The 21,031-nt window shown below is 48.8% G+C and carries 18 protein-coding genes and 1 pseudogene; 12 read left to right on the forward strand and 7 right to left on the reverse strand.

The window, feature by feature from the left end; genetic code table 11:
- Positions 1–10: 10 nt before the first annotated feature.
- The gene (yaaA, locus tag HMPREF3179_RS08765) at positions 11–796 is read left to right on the forward strand and encodes a peroxide stress protein YaaA (RefSeq protein WP_070470759.1); all 786 of its coding nucleotides are present in this window, start codon (positions 11–13) and stop codon (positions 794–796) included.
- A gap of 149 nt (positions 797–945) precedes the next feature.
- On the opposite strand, the gene HMPREF3179_RS08770 is transcribed toward yaaA, so the two are convergent.
- From HMPREF3179_RS08770 to HMPREF3179_RS08790, 5 genes are all read right to left on the reverse strand, one after another.
- On the reverse strand, positions 946–2,940 hold the full coding sequence (locus HMPREF3179_RS08770) for a TRAP transporter permease (RefSeq protein WP_070470761.1): 1,995 nt from the start codon (positions 2,938–2,940) through the stop codon (positions 946–948).
- The gene (locus HMPREF3179_RS08775) at positions 2,903–3,412 is read right to left on the reverse strand and encodes a DUF1850 domain-containing protein (RefSeq protein ID WP_246823830.1); all 510 of its coding nucleotides are present in this window, start codon (positions 3,410–3,412) and stop codon (positions 2,903–2,905) included. The genes HMPREF3179_RS08770 and HMPREF3179_RS08775 overlap by 38 nt, the downstream gene beginning before the upstream one ends.
- A 49-nt stretch (positions 3,413–3,461) precedes the next feature.
- Positions 3,462–4,472 carry a TAXI family TRAP transporter solute-binding subunit gene (locus tag HMPREF3179_RS08780; RefSeq protein WP_070470763.1) on the reverse strand — a complete coding sequence of 337 codons (1,011 nt, stop codon included), beginning with the start codon at positions 4,470–4,472 and terminating at the stop codon, positions 3,462–3,464.
- Between the two features lie 187 nt (positions 4,473–4,659).
- Positions 4,660–6,237, reverse strand: a complete 1,578-nt coding sequence (locus tag HMPREF3179_RS08785; protein ID WP_070470765.1) for an acetyl-CoA hydrolase/transferase family protein — start codon at positions 6,235–6,237, stop codon at positions 4,660–4,662.
- A 191-nt stretch (positions 6,238–6,428) separates the two neighbouring features.
- Positions 6,429–9,680, reverse strand: coding sequence for an Rne/Rng family ribonuclease (locus HMPREF3179_RS08790; protein ID WP_070470767.1), 3,252 nt, complete (start codon positions 9,678–9,680; stop codon positions 6,429–6,431).
- Positions 9,681–10,516: 836 nt separating this feature from the next.
- Between HMPREF3179_RS08790 and HMPREF3179_RS08795 the strand changes: the two genes are divergently transcribed.
- The 3 genes from HMPREF3179_RS08795 to HMPREF3179_RS08805 are packed head-to-tail and all read left to right on the forward strand — an operon-like array spanning position 10,517 to position 12,784.
- Positions 10,517–11,428, forward strand: a complete 912-nt coding sequence (locus HMPREF3179_RS08795) for an RluA family pseudouridine synthase (protein WP_036559050.1) — start codon at positions 10,517–10,519, stop codon at positions 11,426–11,428.
- A gap of 21 nt (positions 11,429–11,449) precedes the next feature.
- Entirely contained in the window at positions 11,450–12,115 is a 666-nt protein-coding gene (locus HMPREF3179_RS08800; RefSeq protein ID WP_018026430.1) for an HAD family hydrolase, read from the forward strand.
- A gap of 6 nt (positions 12,116–12,121) precedes the next feature.
- A complete protein-coding gene (locus tag HMPREF3179_RS08805) occupies positions 12,122–12,784 on the forward strand; it encodes a ferric reductase-like transmembrane domain-containing protein (protein ID WP_070470769.1) in 663 nt (220 codons plus the stop codon).
- Between the two features lie 69 nt (positions 12,785–12,853).
- Here the strand turns inward: HMPREF3179_RS08805 and HMPREF3179_RS08810 are convergent, their stop codons facing one another.
- Together HMPREF3179_RS08810 and HMPREF3179_RS08815 are read right to left on the reverse strand one after the other, a co-directional pair.
- Positions 12,854–13,564: an SAM-dependent methyltransferase gene (locus HMPREF3179_RS08810; RefSeq protein ID WP_070470771.1), complete on the reverse strand. Its 711-nt coding sequence runs from the start codon at positions 13,562–13,564 to the stop codon at positions 12,854–12,856.
- Between the two features lie 5 nt (positions 13,565–13,569).
- Positions 13,570–14,169: a Maf family nucleotide pyrophosphatase gene (locus tag HMPREF3179_RS08815; protein WP_070470773.1), complete on the reverse strand. Its 600-nt coding sequence runs from the start codon at positions 14,167–14,169 to the stop codon at positions 13,570–13,572.
- 70 nt (positions 14,170–14,239) lie between these two features.
- Between HMPREF3179_RS08815 and HMPREF3179_RS08820 the strand changes: the two genes are divergently transcribed.
- The 8 genes and pseudogenes from HMPREF3179_RS08820 to fabF all read left to right on the forward strand — a co-directional run bounded on the left by HMPREF3179_RS08820 (position 14,240) and on the right by fabF (position 21,031).
- Positions 14,240–14,806, forward strand: coding sequence for a YceD family protein (locus HMPREF3179_RS08820; protein WP_070470775.1), 567 nt, complete (start codon positions 14,240–14,242; stop codon positions 14,804–14,806).
- A gap of 116 nt (positions 14,807–14,922) precedes the next feature.
- Complete coding sequence (gene rpmF, locus HMPREF3179_RS08825) at positions 14,923–15,105, forward strand: 50S ribosomal protein L32 (RefSeq protein WP_018026425.1); 183 nt, start codon at positions 14,923–14,925, stop codon at positions 15,103–15,105.
- Between the two features lie 106 nt (positions 15,106–15,211).
- Positions 15,212–16,291 (forward strand): phosphate acyltransferase PlsX, encoded by a 1,080-nt coding sequence (plsX, locus tag HMPREF3179_RS08830; RefSeq protein WP_083290742.1) that lies wholly within the window; start codon positions 15,212–15,214, stop codon positions 16,289–16,291.
- 38 nt (positions 16,292–16,329) lie between these two features.
- Positions 16,330–17,310, forward strand: a complete 981-nt coding sequence (locus HMPREF3179_RS08835) for a beta-ketoacyl-ACP synthase III (protein WP_036558971.1) — start codon at positions 16,330–16,332, stop codon at positions 17,308–17,310.
- Between the two features lie 47 nt (positions 17,311–17,357).
- Positions 17,358–18,311: an ACP S-malonyltransferase gene (gene fabD, locus HMPREF3179_RS08840; RefSeq protein ID WP_036558972.1), complete on the forward strand. Its 954-nt coding sequence runs from the start codon at positions 17,358–17,360 to the stop codon at positions 18,309–18,311.
- Between the two features lie 49 nt (positions 18,312–18,360).
- The gene (gene fabG, locus HMPREF3179_RS08845; protein WP_036558974.1) at positions 18,361–19,104 is read left to right on the forward strand and encodes a 3-oxoacyl-ACP reductase FabG; all 744 of its coding nucleotides are present in this window, start codon (positions 18,361–18,363) and stop codon (positions 19,102–19,104) included.
- Between the two features lie 326 nt (positions 19,105–19,430).
- On the forward strand, positions 19,431–19,670 hold the full coding sequence (gene acpP, locus HMPREF3179_RS08850) for an acyl carrier protein (RefSeq protein ID WP_018026420.1): 240 nt from the start codon (positions 19,431–19,433) through the stop codon (positions 19,668–19,670).
- A 132-nt stretch (positions 19,671–19,802) separates the two neighbouring features.
- A pseudogene (gene fabF, locus HMPREF3179_RS08855) lies at positions 19,803–21,031 on the forward strand (beta-ketoacyl-ACP synthase II).

Genomic DNA, 21,031 nt, shown 5'->3' on the forward strand with positions numbered 1-21,031 from the left:
AGTAGTGAGCATGTTATTTTTACTTTCACCCGCTAAAAAATTGGATTACGACAGTCCCTTGGCGGCGGATTATGAGTTTGAACAACCACTTTTTGTAGCGCAAGCGACGGAGTTAATTGAGGTCTTAAAAACAAAGTCGGAGCAGGAGATTGCCGACTTGATGAAGCTTAGCGACAGTCTTGCCTCACTTAACGTTGAGCGTTATCAAGCGTGGGAGCCGAGCTTTGATCAGTCAAATTCGCGTCAAGCCATTTTAGCCTTTAATGGCGATGTGTATGAGGGCTTAGAGGCGTCGACATTGAATCAAAAGCAATTGGCGTGGACTAATCAGCATGTGGTGATTCTAAGTGGTCTGTATGGGGTGTTACGACCTTTGGATTTGATGCGCCCTTATCGCTTGGAAATGGGTATGCGCTTAGCTACCTCAAAGGGTAAAAATCTTTATGAGTTCTGGGATGAGCAAATCGCCGACTATTTGAATCAACGCCTTGCCGAGCAGAAAAATCCACTGATCGTTAATTTAGCGTCAGAGGAGTACTTTAAAGCAGTTAAAAAAGACGTCTTAAAGTACCCGGTGGTGCAATGTGTTTTTAAAGAGGAACGTGACGGTGCTTATAAAATCATCAGTTTTAGTGCCAAGCGTGCGCGTGGTCTGATGTGTCGTTATGCGATTGAAAATGGCATTGATGATCTTGAGGGCTTAAAGCAGTTTAATTTAGAGGGTTATAGCTACGATGAGGCCTCTTCCAGCGAGGACAGTCTGGTTTTTTTAAGACCCGATCAGCGTAAGAAGTGATTTAAAAAGTGTGAGATTAAAGCCGAGTCTGAAGAGATTCGGCTTTTTTTTGGGTTGTTGATTAATCTCACTCATCAGCAACCTGTCAAAACATCACCACAGTGAGGAGTAGAGTGAGGCGTCATCCTCACCCTACTCGATAGCAGGCATTAGGCCGCTAGGGCGGCTTTATCCCGTCTAGCTTGTAAAATATTGAGAGCGCAGAACACCACCACAATGCTTAAGCCGATAATATCCGTCAAGGTCTCGGGAACAATCAGCATTAAACCACCGATCGCCATTGGCAAACGCTGCCAGCTCGGAAGGTGGGCCTTAAAGTAGCCCTCTAGTGCAGCAGATAATGCCATTACCCCAGCAAAGGCAGTTACTGCCACGGAGACTATATTGAACCAATGCGGGCGTGCAAATTCACGGGCCGTGACCGCAATATCGCGCGTGTCAATCATGAGCATGTCTGGGTTGTACACAAACATAAAGGGCACGATAAAACCGGCTAAGGCCAATTTCAATGATAAGAAGCCAGTGCGCATTGGATCGCCCCCAGCAATACCCGCCCCAGCAAAGGAGGCTAGGGCTACCGGCGGTGTGATATTGGCAAAAATACCGAAATAGAATACAAATAAATGCGCCACGATTACTGGTACATTAAAGGTCGCTAAGGCCGGCGCCACCATGGTTGCAGTAATAATATAGGCTGGAATAGAGGGTAAGCCCATACCTAAAATCATGGAAGCAAACATGGTCAGTACCAGGGTGAAAAAGAGTGAGCCTGCACCCATGGACACAATCAACGAAGTCATCACATTACCAAAGCTGGTGAGGCTGACGACACCGATGACAATGCCCACCACCGCACACGCTGCCATCACGGAGAGGGATTGCTTAGCACCGTCTTCAAGGGCCTCTAAAATCGCCTTGAAGCCCATTCGGGTCTCGGGACGAATCCAGCTAATCACAACCGTAATGCCGATGGTATAAGCTGCTGCATAGCCGATAGGAATTGATTGAGCTAACATCACAATCAGCGCAATAATGGGTAGCAGCATATGACCGCGCGCCATAAGCACCTCTTTTAAGCGCGGTAAATCTGCTTTAGGTACACCGCGCAGATTGTCCTTACCGGCACGGAAATGCACTTGTGCCAACACGCCAAAGTAGTACAGGAGGGCCGGGATCAGAGCAGCTAAGGCAATGGTGCTGTACTTCACACCGGTGGTTTCAGCCATAATAAAGGCACTCGCCCCCATAATGGGTGGTAAAATTTGGCCACCGACAGAGGCGCTGGCTTCAACCGCACCAGCAAAGTTGCGGCTATACCCAACTTTTTTCATTAAAGGAATGGTAAAGGCACCGGTACCCACCACGTTAGCCACTGCGGAGCCGTTAATACTTCCCATAAAGCCACTAGAAATCACCGCAACCTTGGCGGGACCACCTTGACGGCTACCCGCAAGCGCCAGGGCTAAATCATTAAATAATTGCCCCATGCCAGAGCGTGATAAAAAGGCTCCAAATAAAATAAAGAGGAAAATAAAATCCACAGAAGCGCCGATGGCAGTGGAATAAAGACCCTCAGTTTTTAAATAAAGCTGCCCAAAAATATCCCCTAAATCATAGAGACGCGTTGCCAGACGATCTGGCACAAAATTCATATGACTATAAAAGGGGTAGCTTAAGAAGATAAGCGCAAAAATCGGTAAAATCCAGCCCGTAATTCGGCGTCCTGTTTCTAACACCACAACCACGGTCAATATGGCCATCACAATATCGGTGGTGTTAGGGATGCCACCGCGCACGGTCATGATATTTTGATATTGCGAGATGATATAAAACATGCCCGCTAAAGCTGCTGCTACCCACAACCAGTCGTACCAGACCACCTTGCTACGACTACTTTTTTTGGCTGGAGGGTAGAGTAAAAAGATTAAGGCTGCACCCACCGCCACGTGCACTGAACGTAAAATCAGTGTAGGCACGGGGTTAAAGGTCATATAGAGGTGAAATAAAGAGTAAAAAACAGCAATCGCGGTAATAAGCCAGCGTATGCTTTGGCTACTCGGGGTACGGGTGACCGATTCACGGTCAAATTTCTCCAGAATAGTTTGACTACTCGCGGTAGTCGTCTGAGAAGTATCCATAGTCATAACAGTTTTTTCCTAGCCAGAAAAAGGGGCGAAAGGTTTTTTTGGGTTCAATCGTAATTTCGGTGTAATCAGGCACTAAGCGGTAGATCTCCCAGCTGCCTTGAGGGCTGATGATACGACCCTGCATATTTGCTGACACGATCCAATGCAAGGCCGGAAGTATCACCTGACTTCGTAATCCCACAAAGCCTTCGGGTGCTACAATCGTTTCACCGTCACTAGGGGTGCCAGCACCAAAGGTTTGCAGATAACTAGCATCCAGCAATAATTGACCGGAAGATAAGTAATAGTGTTCTTGCCAATCCTGCAGCTCGACCGAATGGCGCCACCGCAAACTAAACTCAGATTCGTTTAAATAGCAAGTTTGATCTTGAAAACTGATCTTTAAGCGCTCTTGCGGCCAGATGATAAAAGCCGTCAAGCCCAACATCATAAGTAGCAGTAGCGCTATTGGAAGATGGTGTTTAGACATAAGCAAAGCTCCCGGCGGGAACCGGGAGGCTTTGATTAGGCTTTAAAACTTATTTAGCAACTTCGTCATAGTACTTCTTCGCACCGGGGTGTAAAGGAGCAACTAAGCCAGACTGCGCCCCTTCAAGCGTGATAGCGCCGGCTGCTTGGTGAGCAGACTTAAGGTGCTCTAAGTTTTCAAAGAAGGTTTTGGTTAACTTATAACCGTCGTCCTCACTGATATCCTTATGGATAACCAAGGCGTTTTGAATCGCTGCGGTCGGGATGTCGGCATCATTACCGTAGGTACCGGCTGGGATATTTAAGGATACGAAGTAAGGCTTATCCTTGGCGATGTCGGCAATACGATCGGCAGGAATTTCAACCATTTGCAGATCGAAGCTTTGCTGCAACTCCATCAAGGAGGCATTAGGTAGGCCGCTGGTCAGGAAGGCGGCATCAATACGACCCGCTTTAAGCGCATCGGCTGCTTCGGCATAGCCCAAGTAGTCCACACGTAGGTCGTCATAGGTCATGCCAAAACCGTTAATAAGATTGCGTGCGTTAACCTCAACCCCAGAGTTTTGGTCACCTACCGCCACACGCTTACCGCGTAAATCCTCTAGCGTTTTAATGCCAGAACGCTTTGACGTGACCACTTGAACGTAGTTAGGATAGAGGGCGGCGATTTGCTGAACCTTATCGATCTTAGCAGGGAAGCTATTTTCACCGTTAATTGCATCAGTTAACACATCACTCATCACAAAGGCCATTTGTACTTTGTCTTGATTGATGAGGTTGATATTTTCTACTGAAGCGCCGGTAGTTTGTGTCTTAGAGTTAACGCCGTAGGCTTTATTGTATTGCTCAGCCAAGGCTGTCGCGATGATGTTATAAGGGCCAGAAGCACCACCAGTAGCAATGGTCACAAAGCGAGTCTCTAACTTATCGCTAGCAGTGCTTGCAGGTGCTTCGGCAGCAGACTGTTGTGGCTCAGCCGTGGTTGATGAGTCCTTGGCATCATCAGAACAAGCAGCCAGTGTAAAAGCAGCAGCTACTAATAATACAGATTTCTTTAGCATAATAACTCTCTAAATTAGTAAAACAGCCCATCCCTGAAAAAGAGATGGCTATTAGTTGTTAGGGAAGGCGTTAGAGGCCAATCATGGAATCATAACTTATTTCATGATAAATGTTTATATATTTTGTAAAAAAACACCTAACACTGTGGTGCTAAGCGGTTTTGCATGTGCTGTTAAGCGCAGTATCTTAGTTAGTCTCACTGTCTTTAGAAGCAGCCACCTGCTCAGTACCAGCGGCGGTGATTTTCATGCTGCCGGTTTTATTAAAGCGATCGTGCCAGCTTAAGGCCTCACTTAAAATATGTGGGGTATGACCACTATTTTCCGCACAAGCACGCTCGAAGTAGGAGCGTAGCTCAGCACGATAGTCAGGATGGGCGCAATGCTCAATAATGCGTTCGGCGCGTTGGCGCGGTGATAAACCACGTAAATCGGCTAAACCCTGTTCGGTGACGAGGATTTGTGAGTCATGCTCCGTATGGTCAACGTGAGACACCATGGGCACAATACCGGAAATATCACCGCCTTTGGCAATGGACGGACGTACAAAGAAGCAGAGGAAGCCATTTCGTGCAAAGTCGCCGGAGCCACCAATGCCGTTGATGATGTCACTACCCATCACGTGGGTGGAGTTGACGTTGCCGTAAATATCCGCTTCTACCATACCGTTAATCGCAATCACGCCGAGACGACGCACCACCTCTGGGTGATTACTGATTTCCTGGGTGCGTAAAACAATGCGCTCACGGTAGAAATCGATATTTTTATTAAGCTCTTCTAGGCCCGCTGGGCTAAGGGATAGCGAGGTGGCTGAGACTTTAACCAGCTTGCCTGATTTGATCATATTCAGCATGCCGTCTTGAATGACTTCGGTATAGGAGGTCAGATTATCAAAATCACCCTCATTTAAACCGGCCATCACGGCATTTGCAATATTACCCACGCCAGACTGAATCGGTAGTAAATTCGGCGGTAACACCCCCTTATTTACCTCATCTCTTAAGAAGTTCAGGATATGCTCGGCAATCTTCTTCGAAGCCGCATCCGGCTCAGTAAAGACGTTAACCCGATCGGTGCCGTGGGTTTCGACAATGGCAATGATTTTTTCTGCGGGGCAATGGTAGTAAGGCTGGCCGATGCGATCAGCGACCTCTACAATGGGTATCGGCTTACGATGCGGTGGGAGGGCAGTGCCGTAGTAAATATCATGCATGCCGTCAAGTTTTTCACTTAGTGCGTAGTTGACCTCGATAATGACCTGATCTGCTTGGTCGATCCATGTCTTGTTATTACCCACAGAACCGGCAGGAATTAAACTGCCGTCTTCACGAATACCTGCGACTTCAATCACAGCAATATTTAACTTGCCGTAAAAGCCGAACCACGCATGCTGCGCCACATGAGAAAGATGAATATCCATGTACTGCATTTTGCCGCTATTAATTTTTTTGCGACATGTCGGGTCGGATTGATAGGGCAGTCGCATCTCAATGCCGTCTACCTCAGCCAAGGCACCATCTAATTCGGGTGCGGTGGAGGCGCCTGTCCAAACGCCGATTTTAAAGGGCCTGTTTTGAGCGTGCTCTTCACGAATGCGTGCCGCTAGGGCAACTGGAATCTCCTTGGGATAGCCGGAACCAGTAAAACCACTCATTCCTACATTAACCCCTGAAGGAATCTTTTTGACAGCCTCCTCCGCTGACATAACTAAACTGTGATAGCCCTTATTCTTAATTCGTGATAGAGACTCAAACTTCTGACTCATTTCTTAACCCTTAATTTGATGGCACATGTCCGAATATTAACAACTGAAAGTCGATGATTTTTCATAAGGATAACGATAAATTATCGACGCCTAAAGAATATAACACAGTTAAATTGAGAATTTTCTAATAAAAAAAGAACCGATACTAAAACTAGCTATCGGTTCTTTAATTTTAGGTGTTGTTGTGAGGATTACTCGTTGGCATCACCCGGTGTCGGCTCAGTGGTACTCGCTGCTGTGTTAGTTTCAATTTGAACTAACTCGCTTGTGGCAATTACTTTGGCCGCTTTGCGTGGTCGTCCCAATTTGACGGGTGCAGCTTCGGGGATAGGCGTCACCGCATCGGCGTTGGTTTCAATCATGTGTAAACCGGCAGCAGCAATCACTTGCGCTAAGCTCTCGCTTGCATGCTCTGCGTTGTTGGCGACGGGCGCAGCCTCAGCCTCCTCGGTGCCGTTGTCGGCTGGAGCGCTTGCGGTGATGGGCGTGTCGTCCCCAGCAGGAGCTGCGGCTTCGGGCGCAACTGCAACCTCAGCTTCTGTATGCATCGCTGCGACCGTTGCTGCGCTTGCGGCTTGTTCTGCTTCCGCGGCAGGCGTTGAGGGCTGGTTATCGACTGGCTGCGAAGGCTTAACCTCATCTTCCACTGCTAGTGACTCGGTGGGCGTGGCGCTTTCTGGCATCGCAGGCGCTGCGGAATCCATCACTGGCTCGCTCGTCACACTGAGCGGTGTTTCTGCTTCAGTTGCAGGGGTCTGCTCAGTGTCGGCAGCTCGTTTAGTGAGCTCCTCAACATCAATTTCACCCTTGGCAATTTGTTCAGATACCTCTTCATAGTCCTGACTCGGTGCATTTAACATCACCTCATTCGGCACGAAGGGTAAGGCTGCTGCTGCCGCGTTATGCTCTTTTTGAGAGCGACGATTACGCTGATTACTGCGGTTTTGACGGCGACGTGTATCAGCTTGCGTGGCGTCGTCTTGCGTTGCCGCATCTGCTTCGGCTGTGTGGGATGGCGCTTCATTTACTTGAGGCGCTTGCTCTGGCGTCGTCACGGCTGCCTTAGCCTGTTCATCAACTACAGCTTCTGTCGTTGGCTGCTTTTGACGCGTGCGCTTTTGCTCGTCACGAGCTGGTGCACGGAGAAAGCGTGGCTCCTCCTCATCACGGCGTTGCTCGGCTGGCTGCTGTAATTCATGCTGCGCATTCGCTTCCGCTTGGATAGCTGGCTCAGGCGCTTGTTGTGTTCGCTGTTCAGCCGCTTTACGCTGCTCGCGTTGCTCGTTTTTGCTTGCTTGAGCTTGCGTCTCTTCAGCAACTTGTTGCTGCTGATTCTGATTTAATTGCGCTTGATTGTCATTGTCTTGACGCGGTTGGCGACGCGAGCGACGATTGTTGCGATTTGCGTCTTGCTCCTGACGACGTTTATCATTTGACTGACTCTGTTCTTGAGCTTGCTGATTGGCTTGTTTTGGCGCTGCCTCTGCCTGAGCTGCCTTTTTAGGGCGTGCTTGACGGCGTGGCTTTTGTGGTGTGCCAGCTTCAGTCTCTTGCGCGGCACCACGTTTAGCGGTACGGCGTTGATTGCGTTGACGCGGTTGACGTTGCGCCGAGTCGCCACCTTGGCGTGCAGGGTTTTTCTTAGCAGCAGCGGCTTTTTTAGCTGGTGTTGCCTTTTTTGTTGTTTCCGTTGCTTGTTCTTCAGTATCTTGAGGGCGCATAAAGAAAGACATAATGCGCTGCAAGAAACTCTTAGGCACGACCCGCTCGGCTACCTCAGCCGCTTTGGCGGTGGCGGCCGCAACCGTTTTTTCTACTTTAGGTGGGATAGGCTCATCATGGGCAATGCCTTTCACAATAGCGCTTGGGCGTTTTTCCTGCTCCTCAAGACGGGCAGTTTGCTCGCGCCACTGTACCACTGATTCAGGGACCGGCATTAATTCCACACTGCTTTTATGATCATCTAAGCGATTATCGTCGTAACGTAAGCGCTCAATATGGTGGTGCGGGGTTTCTAGGGCTTTGTTAGGAATCAGTACAATACGAACATTGAGACGATTCTCAATTTTCACAATATCAGCGCGTTTTTCATTTAATAGGAAGGTCGCTACATCCACCGGCACCTGTGCATGGAGGGCGGCGGTATTTTCCTTCATCGCCTCTTCTTGGATCAGGCGCAGGATATTTAAGGCGCTGGACTCCACATCACGAATCACACCAGTACCATTACAGCGTGGGCAGGTAATATGTGAACCCTCGTTGAGCGATGGACGTAAGCGCTGACGTGATAGCTCCATCAGACCAAAGCGGGAAATTTTGCCCATTTGGACGCGAGCACGGTCAAAATGTAAGGCTTCGCGCAGTTTTTGTTCAACCTGGCGCTGGTTTTTATTATCGTCCATATCAATAAAGTCGATAACAATTAAACCGCCCAAGTCACGTAGACGTAATTGACGCGCTACCTCCTCGGCCGCTTCAAGGTTGGTCCGTAAAGCGGTTTCTTCAATATCTACGCCACGGGTTGAGCGTGCGGAGTTAACATCAATGGCGACTAAAGCCTCGGTGTGGTCCACCACAATGGAACCGCCAGAAGGTAGTGAGACATTGCGCGCATAGGCGGTTTCAATCTGATGCTCAATCTGGAAGCGTGAGAATAGCGGCACCGCATCACGATAGCGCTTAACTCGATTGACATTTTCCGGCATCACATCCTGCATAAAGGCCATGGCCTGTGAGGTAATCTCATCCGTGTCGATAAGAATTTCAGCAATGCTCGGTGAGAAATAGTCGCGAATCGCGCGAATTACGAGACTGGATTCCTGATAAATCAGTACTGGGGCAGGGTGCTGTTTGGCTGCGTTATCAATGGCATTCCAGAGCTTTAACAGATACTGTAAATCCCAGTCCAATTCCTCGGTAGAGCGTCCGATACCGGCCGTGCGGGCGATGATGCTCATGCCCTGTGGTAGTGCTAATTTATCCATCGCCTCTTTGAGCTCTTGGCGATCCTCTCCCTCAATGCGACGTGAAATACCGCCGCCGCGAGGGTTATTAGGCATCAATACTAGGTAGCGACCGGCTAAGGAGATAAAGGTAGTGAGGGCAGCGCCTTTGTTACCGCGCTCCTCCTTTTCGACCTGTACAATTAGCTCCTGCCCCTCGTGTAGGGCATCTTGAATGCGAGCAGTGCGTAGATCCACGCCCTCTTTAAAGTAGCTGCGCGCAACCTCTTTGAATGGCAAAAAACCATGGCGCTCGTGACCATAGTTAATAAAACAAGCCTCTAAACTCGGCTCAATACGGGTAATCACACCCTTGTAGATATTGCCCTTACGTTGTTCGCGACCGGCGCTTTCAATATCGATGTCGATAAGCTTTTGCCCATCAACAATTGCAACGCGTAATTCTTCTTGGTGCGTTGCATTAAATAACATGCGTTTCATGTATCAAACTCTCCGAAAAAATGCCACAGCAATACATGCTGAACTCCCCGGAAAGAGTTGTTACGGGCTTGGTGACGCTGCGAAATGACGACAGCTAGTTTTTTGTGTGTTGTTTTTATTGAGTAGACATCACTAAGCGTAAATCAGCACACCCCAACGCTCGGTGCACACACAGGCTGTATGGGTACCGAGTAGGGGGGCGTTTAACCGTACTTGTGGGAGGTATTCGATAGGCTCCCAGCAAGTGACATGGGCTATTCACAATCAACTGAACAAACAAAAAAATAGTTAAAAAAACAAAAAACATGAAACTGATGTATTTATCAATCAGTTTACTTATACCCTATAGAGCTAGACTGGTGGCCTAGTCTATAAGTAAAAAATCCTGTACTTTCACTTAACAATCAACCATCTCATCTGCATGACAAGTGCACTGTGGGCAGGAGGTTAAATACTGCCGCATCAATAACAGTCACTGTCAACGACAAATGAACACCGATAACAACTCAAAAGAAAACGGGCCTCAGCCTAAATGCACTGACTCAGTGGGCAAGATGCGCAGGCACTGGCTGCCATAGGTGTGAGCAGCTACCTGAGCAAAGCTCAAAAACCCTGACAACGCTGTATAAATCAAAACTCAGTAAAAATCCATGAGTTACAATAGCGTGTTAAGGTAGAGTGTAGGCTTTACAGTCTTGAGAATATCGCAAGCGGATAGGCAATAGGCCCTTCGACGATTGCGCCACTTTCTTTTACTGCGGGTATTAGGAATTATAGTTAGTCTTTACAATATGTGCAAACAAAGTTCATCAGATGCGCCCAGATTATCTGTACAAATGTTAGAAATCGATGCTGCCAGTGCGGGGCAGCGTTTGGATAACTTTTTAATCCGTGAGTGCAAGGGGGTGCCTAAAAGTCATCTTTATCGGGCGGTGCGTTCGGGGCAGGTGCGGGTCAATCGGGGCCGTGTCAGTGTGGATTACCGTTTGCAGCAGGGTGATACGGTGCGTATTCCGCCCATGCGCATGGCGGCCCCAGATGCTAAGCCCACGGCGCCACAGGCGGAATTTCCGGTGGTGTTCGAGGATGATGCGATTTTGGTGATTAATAAGCCTGCGGGTGTGGCGGTGCACGGCGGCAGTGGCGTCTCCTTCGGGGTGATTGAGCAATTGCGTGCGGCGCGGCCGCAGCAGCGCTTTCTCGAGTTGGCGCATCGCTTGGATAGAGAAACCTCGGGACTCTTAATTATTGCTAAAAAGCGCTCAGCCTTGGTGGCGCTGCATGATATTTTTAAGCAAGCTCGTACCCAACGGCATTATCGTGCCTTGGTGGTGGGAGAGTTGCAGCAAAAGGTGCAGCATATTAAAAAGCCTTTGCTGAGGTATTTGACGGCCGAGGGTGAGCGTCGGGTGCGGGTCGATCCCCAAGGGCGTTATGCGCATACCATTGTCACTGTGTTGCAACGTTACCCGGACTATACTTTGATTGATGCAGAAATTCTGACAGGTCGAACCCATCAGATTCGGGTGCACTTAAAGTCCATCGGTCACACCATCGTGGGTGATGAGAAGTATGGGGATGATGAATTGCGTAAAAAGCTAGTGCAACAAGGCTTTAAGCGTATGTTTTTGCACGCCTCTAAGCTGCGTTTTCCGCACCCCATTAGCGCCGAGTGGATGACGGTCGAGGCTGAGTTGCCGCCAGCCTGTGAGCAGCTGTTAAAGCGTATTGCGGCGCATGAATTTTAATTAATTGAGAATGTATTAAGCATGAAGTATTCAACCGTAATTTTTGATTGGGATGGCACCGTCGTTGATTCAACCTATGTGATTGTGGATGCCATTAAAAAGGCCAGTCGTGAACTGGGTTTAGAGGAGCCGACCACGCAAAAAGCCAGTTGGGTCATCGGTTTGTCGCTGCCCAAGGCCTTGTTGGAAGTGGTGCCGGGCTTAGATGAGACACGCTTGCAGGCCTTTATCGATGCCTATAGAAAGTACTATTTCAGCGCCGATCCCGATTTAAAGTTATTTGATGGGGTGTTACCGATGATTCAGCGCTTGCGTGAGCAGGGTCTGATGACAGCAGTTGCTACTGGTAAAAGTCGCTTTGGTCTTGATCGTGCCTTAGCCAATCACGGTATTGCGAATTTATTCGATGTCACTAAAACGGCCGATCAAACGCAAAGTAAGCCTAGCCCCGTGATGTTGCAAGAGATTTTTGATGAATTGATGGTGCAACCCGATGAATGCGTTATGATAGGGGATACCTCACATGATATTTTGATGGCGCGCAATGCCGGCTGTGATAGTATTGCCGTGACCTATGGTGCTCATACCCTACGTGAAATCAGTCAGGCTGAGCCTAGCTATATTGTGAATCATGTCGGTGAGTTGGAGCATCTGCTATCGCGTCACACTAAAAAGCGCTCAGAGTAATTTATTATGCCTACTAACAAGCAATGGCCGGAAAGTTTGATCCGCAATTTCCTCATCCATATTTATATCGCCTGTGCGGTGCCGGGTCTGGTCGCACTTTGGATGAGCTATGCCTTCAGGGACGAAGGGCATATTGCCAGTGCTGAGGTGTTGGTGCATTATTTAGCCGCTGCCTGTTTGTTGATGTTGGCGGCTACCCTGCTAATTACACCTTTATCGCGCGTTTTGGCGCAGCCTAATTTAGCCATGATTAGGCGACCTCTTGGTTTAGCTGCCTTTGCCTATGCATTTTTGCATTGGCTAGGCTTTTTTTACTTGCATGAGTTTAATGGCACTGCGATTTGGGTGGCTTTTAGCCTCAATCCAGCGCTGTGGGCGGCGTTAGTTGCCTCGCTGTTAATGGTGCCGATGGTGTTGACTGCTAATCATCAAGCCATGCATGATTTGGGGATTTGGTGGCGCCGTATTCATTCGGCCATTTATGTGGTGGCGCTCTTGTGGATTTACTATATGGCCACGAGCTTTAGCTTAACCAATGGTGATCGTCTACTCTTTAGCTTAGTCTCCGTGCTATTAATTTGGCGTGTTTATCATGGCTTTACGACACGCCGTCGCGTGGCTAAAAAGCTCGATAGTATTAACACGCGTGAGCGGGACGATGATAAGTAGCGCAACAAACCAGTAGCCACTTAGCGCCGGCGGTGGTGTAAGATTTCCCTCCGCAGGCGCTTAAGCAGCTTAAGCTAAAAACAAAAATAGGGTGGCTTGCTTATCAAGGGAGGGGGCGGGTTGCTTTTTCCACTCGGCAACACTGGCGGTTTTAATCCATTCGTTTTTCCCTGTAATATCTCTGGCCACGCAAAGACGGGTATTAGCATTGAGGTGTTGCAGCAAGCTAGCAAACATGGCCTCATTGCGATAGGGTGTTTCAATAAATAATTGCGTCTGATTGAGGCGGCGGGATTGCTGCTCCCATTGCTTTAATTGCTTGGCGCGCTCATCACTTTTGACCGGCGCATAGCCGTTAAAAGCAAATTGTTGACCATTCAGACCGCTTGCCATTAAGCCCAAAAGGATCGAGCTGGGGCCTACCCAAGGTACAACCTTAATACCCAAGGTATGCGCCTCAGCGACTACATTAGCACCTGGATCGGCAACGGCTGGGCAGCCTGCTTCTGAGACTAGACCAATTTCCCCACCCTCGGGAATGGCCTTAAGCCACGCGCGAATTTCTTGGCTGGGTGTTTTGTTGCTGAGGCTATGAATGGTGATGTCTTGTAATACATGCTGTGTTTCAATTAGCTTTAAAAAGGCGCGTGCAGTTTTGGCATTTTCTGCAATATAGCTATCTAGCTTAGCCGCTAAAGCCTGCACCTCAGTAGGCAGCCATTGGGCGGGCGAGCTTTCGCTAAGACCGACGGGAATCAAGTGTAAGGTTTTTTGCGTCATGAGTACTATCTTTGTGCCAATAAAGTAGGGTTAAAACCAAAGTGACGTAGCATGTGCGATAGCGCAATTAATGGTAGCCCGATGATGGCGGTGGGGTCATCGCTACGCATGGACTGCATGAGGCTGATACCCAAGGATTCTGCCTTGGCGCTACCAGCGGTATCAAAGGGCTCGTCATAGCGCAGGTAATGATGGATCTCTGCCTCGCTCAACTCGCGAAAATGACAGGCGGTCAACACATCCTCAACTAATAGCGCCTCCCCATCCGTCACGGCGAGGGCACTGTGAAACTGCACCACCTGACCGGAGAGCTGCTGCAATTGGGCAAAGGCGGCCTCATAGCTACCAGCCTTGCCGATAGGCTCACGCCCTAGGGTAGCTACTTGATCGGAGCCAATCACCAGACTGCCGGGGTACTTATCGGCGACGGCTTTGGCTTTGGCGGCAGCCAGTCTAAGACTAAGTTCAGCAGGATTCTCGCCGTCGCGTGGTGTTTCATCAATATGTGACGCTTCAACCCTAAACGGGACGCCTAGACGTTCAAGCATCATGCGTCGATATGGCGAAGTTGAAGCAAGAATAAGACAATTCGGAGCGGAAGTCATTATTTTAATTGACCTATATGGGTAAAAGAGGTTATTATTCTATGTTTTTACGTGGTTGCGAGTAAAGGCCATGCGCAAAATTGATGTATATACTTTTATTGCTCAGCAGCGCCCTATCGCAAAGCCGCTGATTGGTGAAGCTGAGATTAGTCATTTTAGACGTTTTTGCTCAGATTTACCAACCCAAAAGCTAGCAACAGAAAGCTTGGATGAGTCCTTAGCGCGTAACCAAGTCTACTGGCAGGTGGAGGGCGAGCAGTTATCGACTGAGGTATATCCTCAGGGTCGCTATCTGTTGCATTTTTTGATTGAAGCCGAACCGGTTGTGATCTGTCAGCGTTGCATGAAGCCTTTTCGCTTTGCTTTAACGGTTGAAGCGACGGTTGAAGTCGTTCCTTCGGAGCAGCAGCTCGAGGCGGTTAGTGAGTCGGGTGAAGTTGTACTAGACGATTATGAAAAGGTCGTGGCCAATCCCTATCTTGATATACTTGAGCTAGTTGAGGATGAGTTAATTTTAGCTTTACCCTTTATGCCAAGTCATGAGAGTTGTGAAGAGGGGCAGGCTTTACTAGACGAGTACGCAACACCAGCAGAGGAATCGCCTTTTGCGGTTCTGAAGAACTTAAAAAATAGCTAGTGTTTAGGATCTGGGATCGTTGTCCGCTAGAGCGTACCGTTAAGCTTTATTATTTGTTTTAATTTTTTATATTGTTCTGAGTGTAGAGCAAGTAATTATTTGTATTTGGAGTCATCATGGCTGTTCAACAAAACAAAAAATCACCATCAAGACGTGGTATGCGTCGTTCTCACGACGGTTTAACTAAGCCGGGCGTAGCGATTGAAGCAACAACGGGTGAGTTACATTTACGTCACCATATCAGCCCTAACGGTTTTTACCGTGGTCGTCAGGTGATCAAATCTAAAAGCGACGAGTAATTAATTGTTCACCCGTGCTTATGAGGCATGTACGGCGCTTATGTGTGCTGTGCCTATGTTCTCGTGGTGCGAGGGCGACTTTTAAAATTAATTAATTCATATTGTCGTGATCAAAATTGCTATTGATTGTATGGGTGGCGATGAGGGCCTTGCGGTTACCATTCCTGGTACAGTGCAGGTAGCCAATCGCTATCCAGATACGCATTTTTTATTAGTAGGTTTGGTCGATCAGATTGAGGCTGCATTGGAGCGGGCAAAGCCTGCTAATCGGTCTCAATTTGAGATAGTTTCTGCAACTGAGGTTGTCACTATGGACGATCCAGTTGAGGTGGCTTTGCGCCGCAAAAAGGATTCTTCCATGCGTGTCGCCATCTCTTGTGTTAAGGATGGTCGTGCCGATGCGTGTGTCTCTTCAGGCAATACAGGTGCCTTGATGGCGCTGTCGCGCTTTATTCTTAAAATGCTTCCCGGGATTGATCGTCCGGCCATTGCCACGGCCTTGCCGAATGTCAAGGGCGGCGGCACCACGGTGCTTGATTTGGGCGCCAATGTCGATTGTAGTGCTGAGCATTTACTTGAGTTTGGCATCATGGGCTCTGCCTTGGTGCAAGCCATTGATCATATTGACGCGCCCACGGTGGGTATCCTCAATATTGGTCAAGAGGATATTAAGGGTAACGATCAGGTTAAGCAAGCCGCTCAGTTGCTGAAAAGCAGTCATTTGAATTTCTACGGTAATGTCGAGGGTGATGATATCTTCAAAGGCACGACCGATGTGATTGTGTGCGATGGCTTTGTCGGTAACTCGGTGCTTAAAGCGATTGAGGGCACGGCCAAGATGATCTTAGGCCAGATTAAATTAGAGTTTAAGCGCAATCCCTTTAGTCGCTTTGCAGCGCTATTGTCAATGCCGGTCTTTAAAAGATTGCGTCAACGTCTAGATAATCGTCGTTATAATGGCGCCGCTCTGCTCGGTTTGCGGGGTGTAGTTTTTAAAAGCCACGGTTCTGCTGATGAACTGGCTTTTGCCTGTGCCGTGGAACGTGCCCGAGGGGCGGTGGCGAGTAATCTCTTAAGTAAAATTATCCATAGCGTAGAGCGAAGTAATGCTATAAAATCACAGAATGAGCAAGCGCATGCTTCAGCTGTGGTAGCAGATGTCGAGTCTAGCCCGTCGCAGCCTTAGTTTTTTCTGAGTTGTTCCGCCATATAGAGGAGTCCATAGTGCATCAATACGCCAAAATTATTGGTCACGGTAGTGCCTTACCGAAGTCAGCCATTAGCAATGACGAGCTTGCTAAGCAATTAGCAGCGCAGGGTGTGGAGACTTCGGATGAGTGGATTCAGTCTCGTACCGGTATTCGTCAGCGGCATATCGCCGATGCCTCAGTGCAGACCAGTGACTTGGCGGTTGAAGCAGCCAAAAATGCCCTCGCATCAGCAGCGCTAGACGCAAATGACATTGATTTAATCATTCTCGCCACCACCACCCCGGATATGATTTTTCCGAGCACTGCATGTATCGTACAGGCTAAGCTCGGCATCACTAATCACGCCATGGCATTTGATGTGCAGGCGGTATGCAGCGGTTTTGTCTATGCGGTGACGATGGCGGATAGTATGATTCGCAGTGGCAATGCCAAGCGAGCTTTAGTCATTGGTGCGGAGACATTTACCCGCCTGTTAGACTGGCAGGATCGTGGTACCTGCGTACTCTTTGGCGATGGGGCAGGCGCGATTATTTTAGAGGCGTCTGAGGAGCCGGGTATTTTAGCGACGCAGTTAAATGCGGATGGGGCCTTTGAGTCTATCTTGCATGTACCGGGCCGTATTTCACGTGGTGCGGTGGTGGGTGATCCTTTTATGCGTATGGACGGTCAGGCGGTCTTTAAAAAGGCCGTGAGTTTGTTGGAGCGTTCAGCACTGGATGTGTGCGATAAGGCCGGCATCAGTCACGAGGAGATTGAGTGGTTTGTGCCGCATCAGGCAAATCTTCGCATTATTAATGCCTTGGGGCGCAAGCTCAGCCTACCGGCCGAGCGGGTGGTGGTGACGGTGGATAAGCACGCCAATACATCGGCCGCTAGCGTTCCCTTAGCCTTTGATGAGGCTTGTCGTGACGGTCGCATCCAGCCCGGCCAGTTGGTTTTATTGCAGGGCGTAGGTGGCGGCTTTACATGGGGTTCTGTGCTGTTGAGAGCCTAGTATCCCTCAGTGTATTCGATTTCAGTGATTAATTAGGGTGGTGTTATATGACTAAATTAGCATTTGTATTTCCGGGTCAAGGTTCACAGAGTGTCGGCATGCTCGACAGTTGGGCTTCAAATGATGCCGTTAAAGCGGTGATGGATGAAGCGAGTCAAGCCTTAGCCCAGGATTTACATCGCTTAGCGGCCGAGGGGCCGGCTGAGGCCTTAAATTTAACCACCAATACGCAGCCGATTATGTTGGCCGCCAGCTACGCCATGTATCAGGCCTATTTATCCGCTGGTGGTGCAGCACCTGAGGTGGTTGCAGGCCATAGTTTAGGTGAGTACACGGCATTGACGGCGGCGGGTAGTTTATCGCTTAGTGATGCTGTGCGCTTAGTGCGTATTCGCGCTGATGCCATGCAATCTGCAGTACCCGTGGGTGAGGGCGGCATGGCGGCCATTTTAGGTTTGGATGACGATGCCGTGCGACAGGTCTGTGAGCAGGCTAGCACGGCTGATAGCTTTGTCGAAGCGGTCAATTTCAATGCTCCGGCACAGGTAGTGGTTGCTGGTCACAAGGACGCTATTGATCGTGTTTGCGTGCTGGCCAAGGAAGCGGGCGCAAAGCGTGCGCTACCGTTGCCAGTATCTGCACCCTTCCATTCACGTTTATTAGAGCCAGCGGCGCAGGTGTTGGCGGATGCCTTAGCAGCAATTGAATTGCAGCGCCCAGCCATGCCCGTGATTAATAATGTCGATGTAGCCACGGCCGATATGCCTGAGGATATTGTGGATGCCTTAGTGCGTCAAGCGTGGCACCCAGTGCGTTGGGTTGAGACCATTCAGGCGATGAAGGCGATGGGCGTAACGCATGTGGTCGAATGTGGTCCAGGCAAGGTCTTAAGCGGTTTGATTAAGCGTATCGAACCTGAGTTACAAGTCTTAAGTATTAACGATCCTGCTTCTTTAGAAGCGACTTTGGCGGCTTTAAAGGGTCAGGCAAATCACGCCTAATCGCCTCTCATCATTGCTTTTATAAGCGCTTTTTTTAGGGTAAAAACAGATGTCGGAAAAAGTTTTAAAGGATAAAATTGCTCTCGTTACCGGTGCCTCTAGAGGAATTGGTAAAGCGATTGCCAAGGCATTGGCTGAGCAAGGTGCCGTGGTGGTGGGTACAGCCACTAGCGCGCAAGGCGCTGAGGGCATCACCAAGGAATTAGAGGCTTTCGGCGGGCGCGGTGTGGTGTTAAATGTCACCGATGATGCGGCGTGTGATGCGCTCTTGGCAGAGCTGGCCAAAGAGGGTGGTCCGCATATTCTGGTAAATAACGCGGGTATCACGCGCGATGGTCTTGCGATGCGCATGAAGGACGAGGACTGGTTGGAAGTGATTCAGACCAATCTTAACGCTGTCTTCCGTTTAAGTCGTGGTGTGATGCGTGCGATGATGAAGGCGCGTGAGGGTCGGATTATTAATTTGACTTCAGTAATTGCCTCTGTAGGTAATCCCGGTCAAGCTAACTACGCCGCCGCTAAAGCAGCGGTTGCCGGTATGAGCCGTAGCTTAGCCAGCGAATTGGGTAGTCGTAATATCACCGTTAACTGCGTGGCACCCGGGTTTATTGATACCGATATGACACGTTCATTAGGCGAGGAAGCGACTGAGGCACTATTATCACGTATTCCTTTATCGCGTTTTGGTCAGCCTGAGGACGTGGCCAATGCGGTGGTGTTTTTAGCTAGCCCGCAAGCTGCTTATATTACGGGCACCACCTTACATGTGAATGGCGGCATGTTTATGCAGTAATCACTGCATCGCCGCAGCAGTTTTTAGTCAGGGTCTGCTTATTTGGAGTCAATTGAGTAGCTAAATTAGGTGGATCTGTCGTAAAAAGAGTCGCGATACAGGAAAATTATTGTCCTAAGTGACTTATTTAATGAACATTGCAGTGTTTTTGTCTAAAATGCAGTTTTAAACACAGCGCATTGCAATTTTTGGGTGTTTTATCTACTTGAACTAGGCCTGCTTTTTGCTTAGACTTGAGTAGTTCAAAACGATTAATCACACGATGGGTCATATTTTTGACCATTAGTTTTTAATTATTAAGGGCATGTCCCTTTTTGGAGATATACATGGATAGCATCGAACAACGCGTCAAGAGCATTATTGCTGAACAATTAGCAATTAAGGACGAGTCTGAGGTAAAAAATGAGTCTTCTTTCCTAGACGACTTAGGCGCTGACTCGCTTGATATGGTTGAGTTAGTGATGTGCTTAGAAGACGAGTTCGAAACCGAAATCCCTGACGAAGAAGCAGAGAAAATCACGACCGTTCAACAAGCAATTGATTTCATCACTGCTAACAAGAAGTAATCGCTTGGGTGATTTTCGTATTACCGCCTAGACCGTCTTTTGTGCACAGTCACGCTGGCACAACTAGCAGGCTTAGGCGGTTTTTTTGTCATTTTTTAGAACAAAAACTAACAACTCATTAAGGAGTGTTCTGTGAGAAGACGAGTCGTCATAACAGGCTTGGGCATTGTGTCACCTGTTGGAAATACCATTGATTCCGCATGGGATAATTTGGTCAATGGCCGCTCAGGTATTGGCCCGATTACCCGTTTTGATGCGAGTGAATTCAACTCTCAGATTGCAGGTGAGGTCAAGGACTTTGACGTCACTAAGTACATTGGCGCTAGAGAAGCCAAGCAGATGGATACCTTTATCCATTACGGTATTGCTGCCAGCCTGGATGCGTGGCAGGACTCTGGTTTAGATATTAATCAGATTAACCCTGAGCGTGCTGGCGTGATCGTGAGTTCCGGTATTGGTGGTTTACCTCGGATTGAGGAAACACAAACGGCCTACCTTGATAAGGGGCCGCGCCGTATTAATCCTTTCTTTGTGCCAGCCTCATTGATTAACTTAATTTCAGGCCACCTGACCATTATGCTAGGTCTAAAGGGGCCGAGCTATGCGGTGGTATCTGCGTGTACTACTGGCCTTCATTCGATTGGTGATGCTGGTCGTTTGATCGAGTATGGTGATGCCGATATTATGATTGCTGGCGGCGCTTAATCTACGGTATCTCCTTTAGGTATCGGTGGTTTTGCGGCGATGCGTGCACTGTCTACGCGCAATGATGATCCGACGGCCGCTTCGCGCCCTTGGGACGTTGACCGTGACGGTTTCGTCTTGGGTGAGGGGGCCGGCGTGATGGTACTCGAAGAGTATGAGCATGCCAAAAAGCGTGGTGCCAAGATTTACGGTGAGTTAGTCGGTTACGGTATGAGTTCCGATGCGCATCATATCACTGCACCAAATGAAGACGGTCCTCGCCGTGGTATGGTCAATGCCTTGAGAAATGCCGGCATTAATGCTGATCAGATTAACTATGTGAATGCGCATGGTACCTCCACACCACTGGGTGATGTTAATGAGACCAAAGCCTTAAAGCTGGCTTTAGGTGAGCATGCGCACAAGGTTGTGGTTAACTCCACCAAATCAATGACAGGGCACTTATTAGGTGCGGCTGGTGGTATTGAGGGCGTGTTTGCGACCCTAGCGGTTTATCATCAGAAATCGCCACCAACCATCAATCTTATCAACCAAGATCCTGAGTGTGATCTAGACTATTGTCCAATGAAGCGCGTGACGTAGCGATTGAGTATGCGCTATCTAACTCCTTTGGCTTTGGTGGCACTAACGGCTCAATGGTTGTTAAGAAAGTCTAG

The sequence above is a fragment of the Oligella sp. HMSC09E12 genome, from assembly GCF_001808505.1.
Lineage (GTDB): Bacteria > Pseudomonadota > Gammaproteobacteria > Burkholderiales > Burkholderiaceae_B > Oligella > Oligella urethralis.

Excerpts from the sequence above, each read along its gene's own strand:
- yaaA (WP_070470759.1), top strand. The coding sequence starts at position 11 with ATGTTATTTTTACTTTCACCCGCTAAAAAATTGGATTACGACAGTCCC.
- HMPREF3179_RS08770 (WP_070470761.1), bottom strand. The coding sequence starts at position 2,940 with ATGACTATGGATACTTCTCAGACGACTACCGCGAGTAGTCAAACTATT.
- HMPREF3179_RS08775 (WP_246823830.1), bottom strand. The coding sequence starts at position 3,412 with ATGTCTAAACACCATCTTCCAATAGCGCTACTGCTACTTATGATGTTG.
- HMPREF3179_RS08780 (WP_070470763.1), bottom strand. The coding sequence starts at position 4,472 with ATGCTAAAGAAATCTGTATTATTAGTAGCTGCTGCTTTTACACTGGCT.
- HMPREF3179_RS08785 (WP_070470765.1), bottom strand. The coding sequence starts at position 6,237 with ATGAGTCAGAAGTTTGAGTCTCTATCACGAATTAAGAATAAGGGCTAT.
- HMPREF3179_RS08790 (WP_070470767.1), bottom strand. The coding sequence starts at position 9,680 with ATGAAACGCATGTTATTTAATGCAACGCACCAAGAAGAATTACGCGTT.
- HMPREF3179_RS08795 (WP_036559050.1), top strand. The coding sequence starts at position 10,517 with ATGTTAGAAATCGATGCTGCCAGTGCGGGGCAGCGTTTGGATAACTTT.
- HMPREF3179_RS08800 (WP_018026430.1), top strand. The coding sequence starts at position 11,450 with ATGAAGTATTCAACCGTAATTTTTGATTGGGATGGCACCGTCGTTGAT.
- HMPREF3179_RS08805 (WP_070470769.1), top strand. The coding sequence starts at position 12,122 with ATGCCTACTAACAAGCAATGGCCGGAAAGTTTGATCCGCAATTTCCTC.
- HMPREF3179_RS08810 (WP_070470771.1), bottom strand. The coding sequence starts at position 13,564 with ATGACGCAAAAAACCTTACACTTGATTCCCGTCGGTCTTAGCGAAAGC.
- HMPREF3179_RS08815 (WP_070470773.1), bottom strand. The coding sequence starts at position 14,169 with ATGACTTCCGCTCCGAATTGTCTTATTCTTGCTTCAACTTCGCCATAT.
- HMPREF3179_RS08820 (WP_070470775.1), top strand. The coding sequence starts at position 14,240 with ATGCGCAAAATTGATGTATATACTTTTATTGCTCAGCAGCGCCCTATC.
- rpmF (WP_018026425.1), top strand. The coding sequence starts at position 14,923 with ATGGCTGTTCAACAAAACAAAAAATCACCATCAAGACGTGGTATGCGT.
- fabD (WP_036558972.1), top strand. The coding sequence starts at position 17,358 with ATGACTAAATTAGCATTTGTATTTCCGGGTCAAGGTTCACAGAGTGTC.
- fabG (WP_036558974.1), top strand. The coding sequence starts at position 18,361 with ATGTCGGAAAAAGTTTTAAAGGATAAAATTGCTCTCGTTACCGGTGCC.
- acpP (WP_018026420.1), top strand. The coding sequence starts at position 19,431 with ATGGATAGCATCGAACAACGCGTCAAGAGCATTATTGCTGAACAATTA.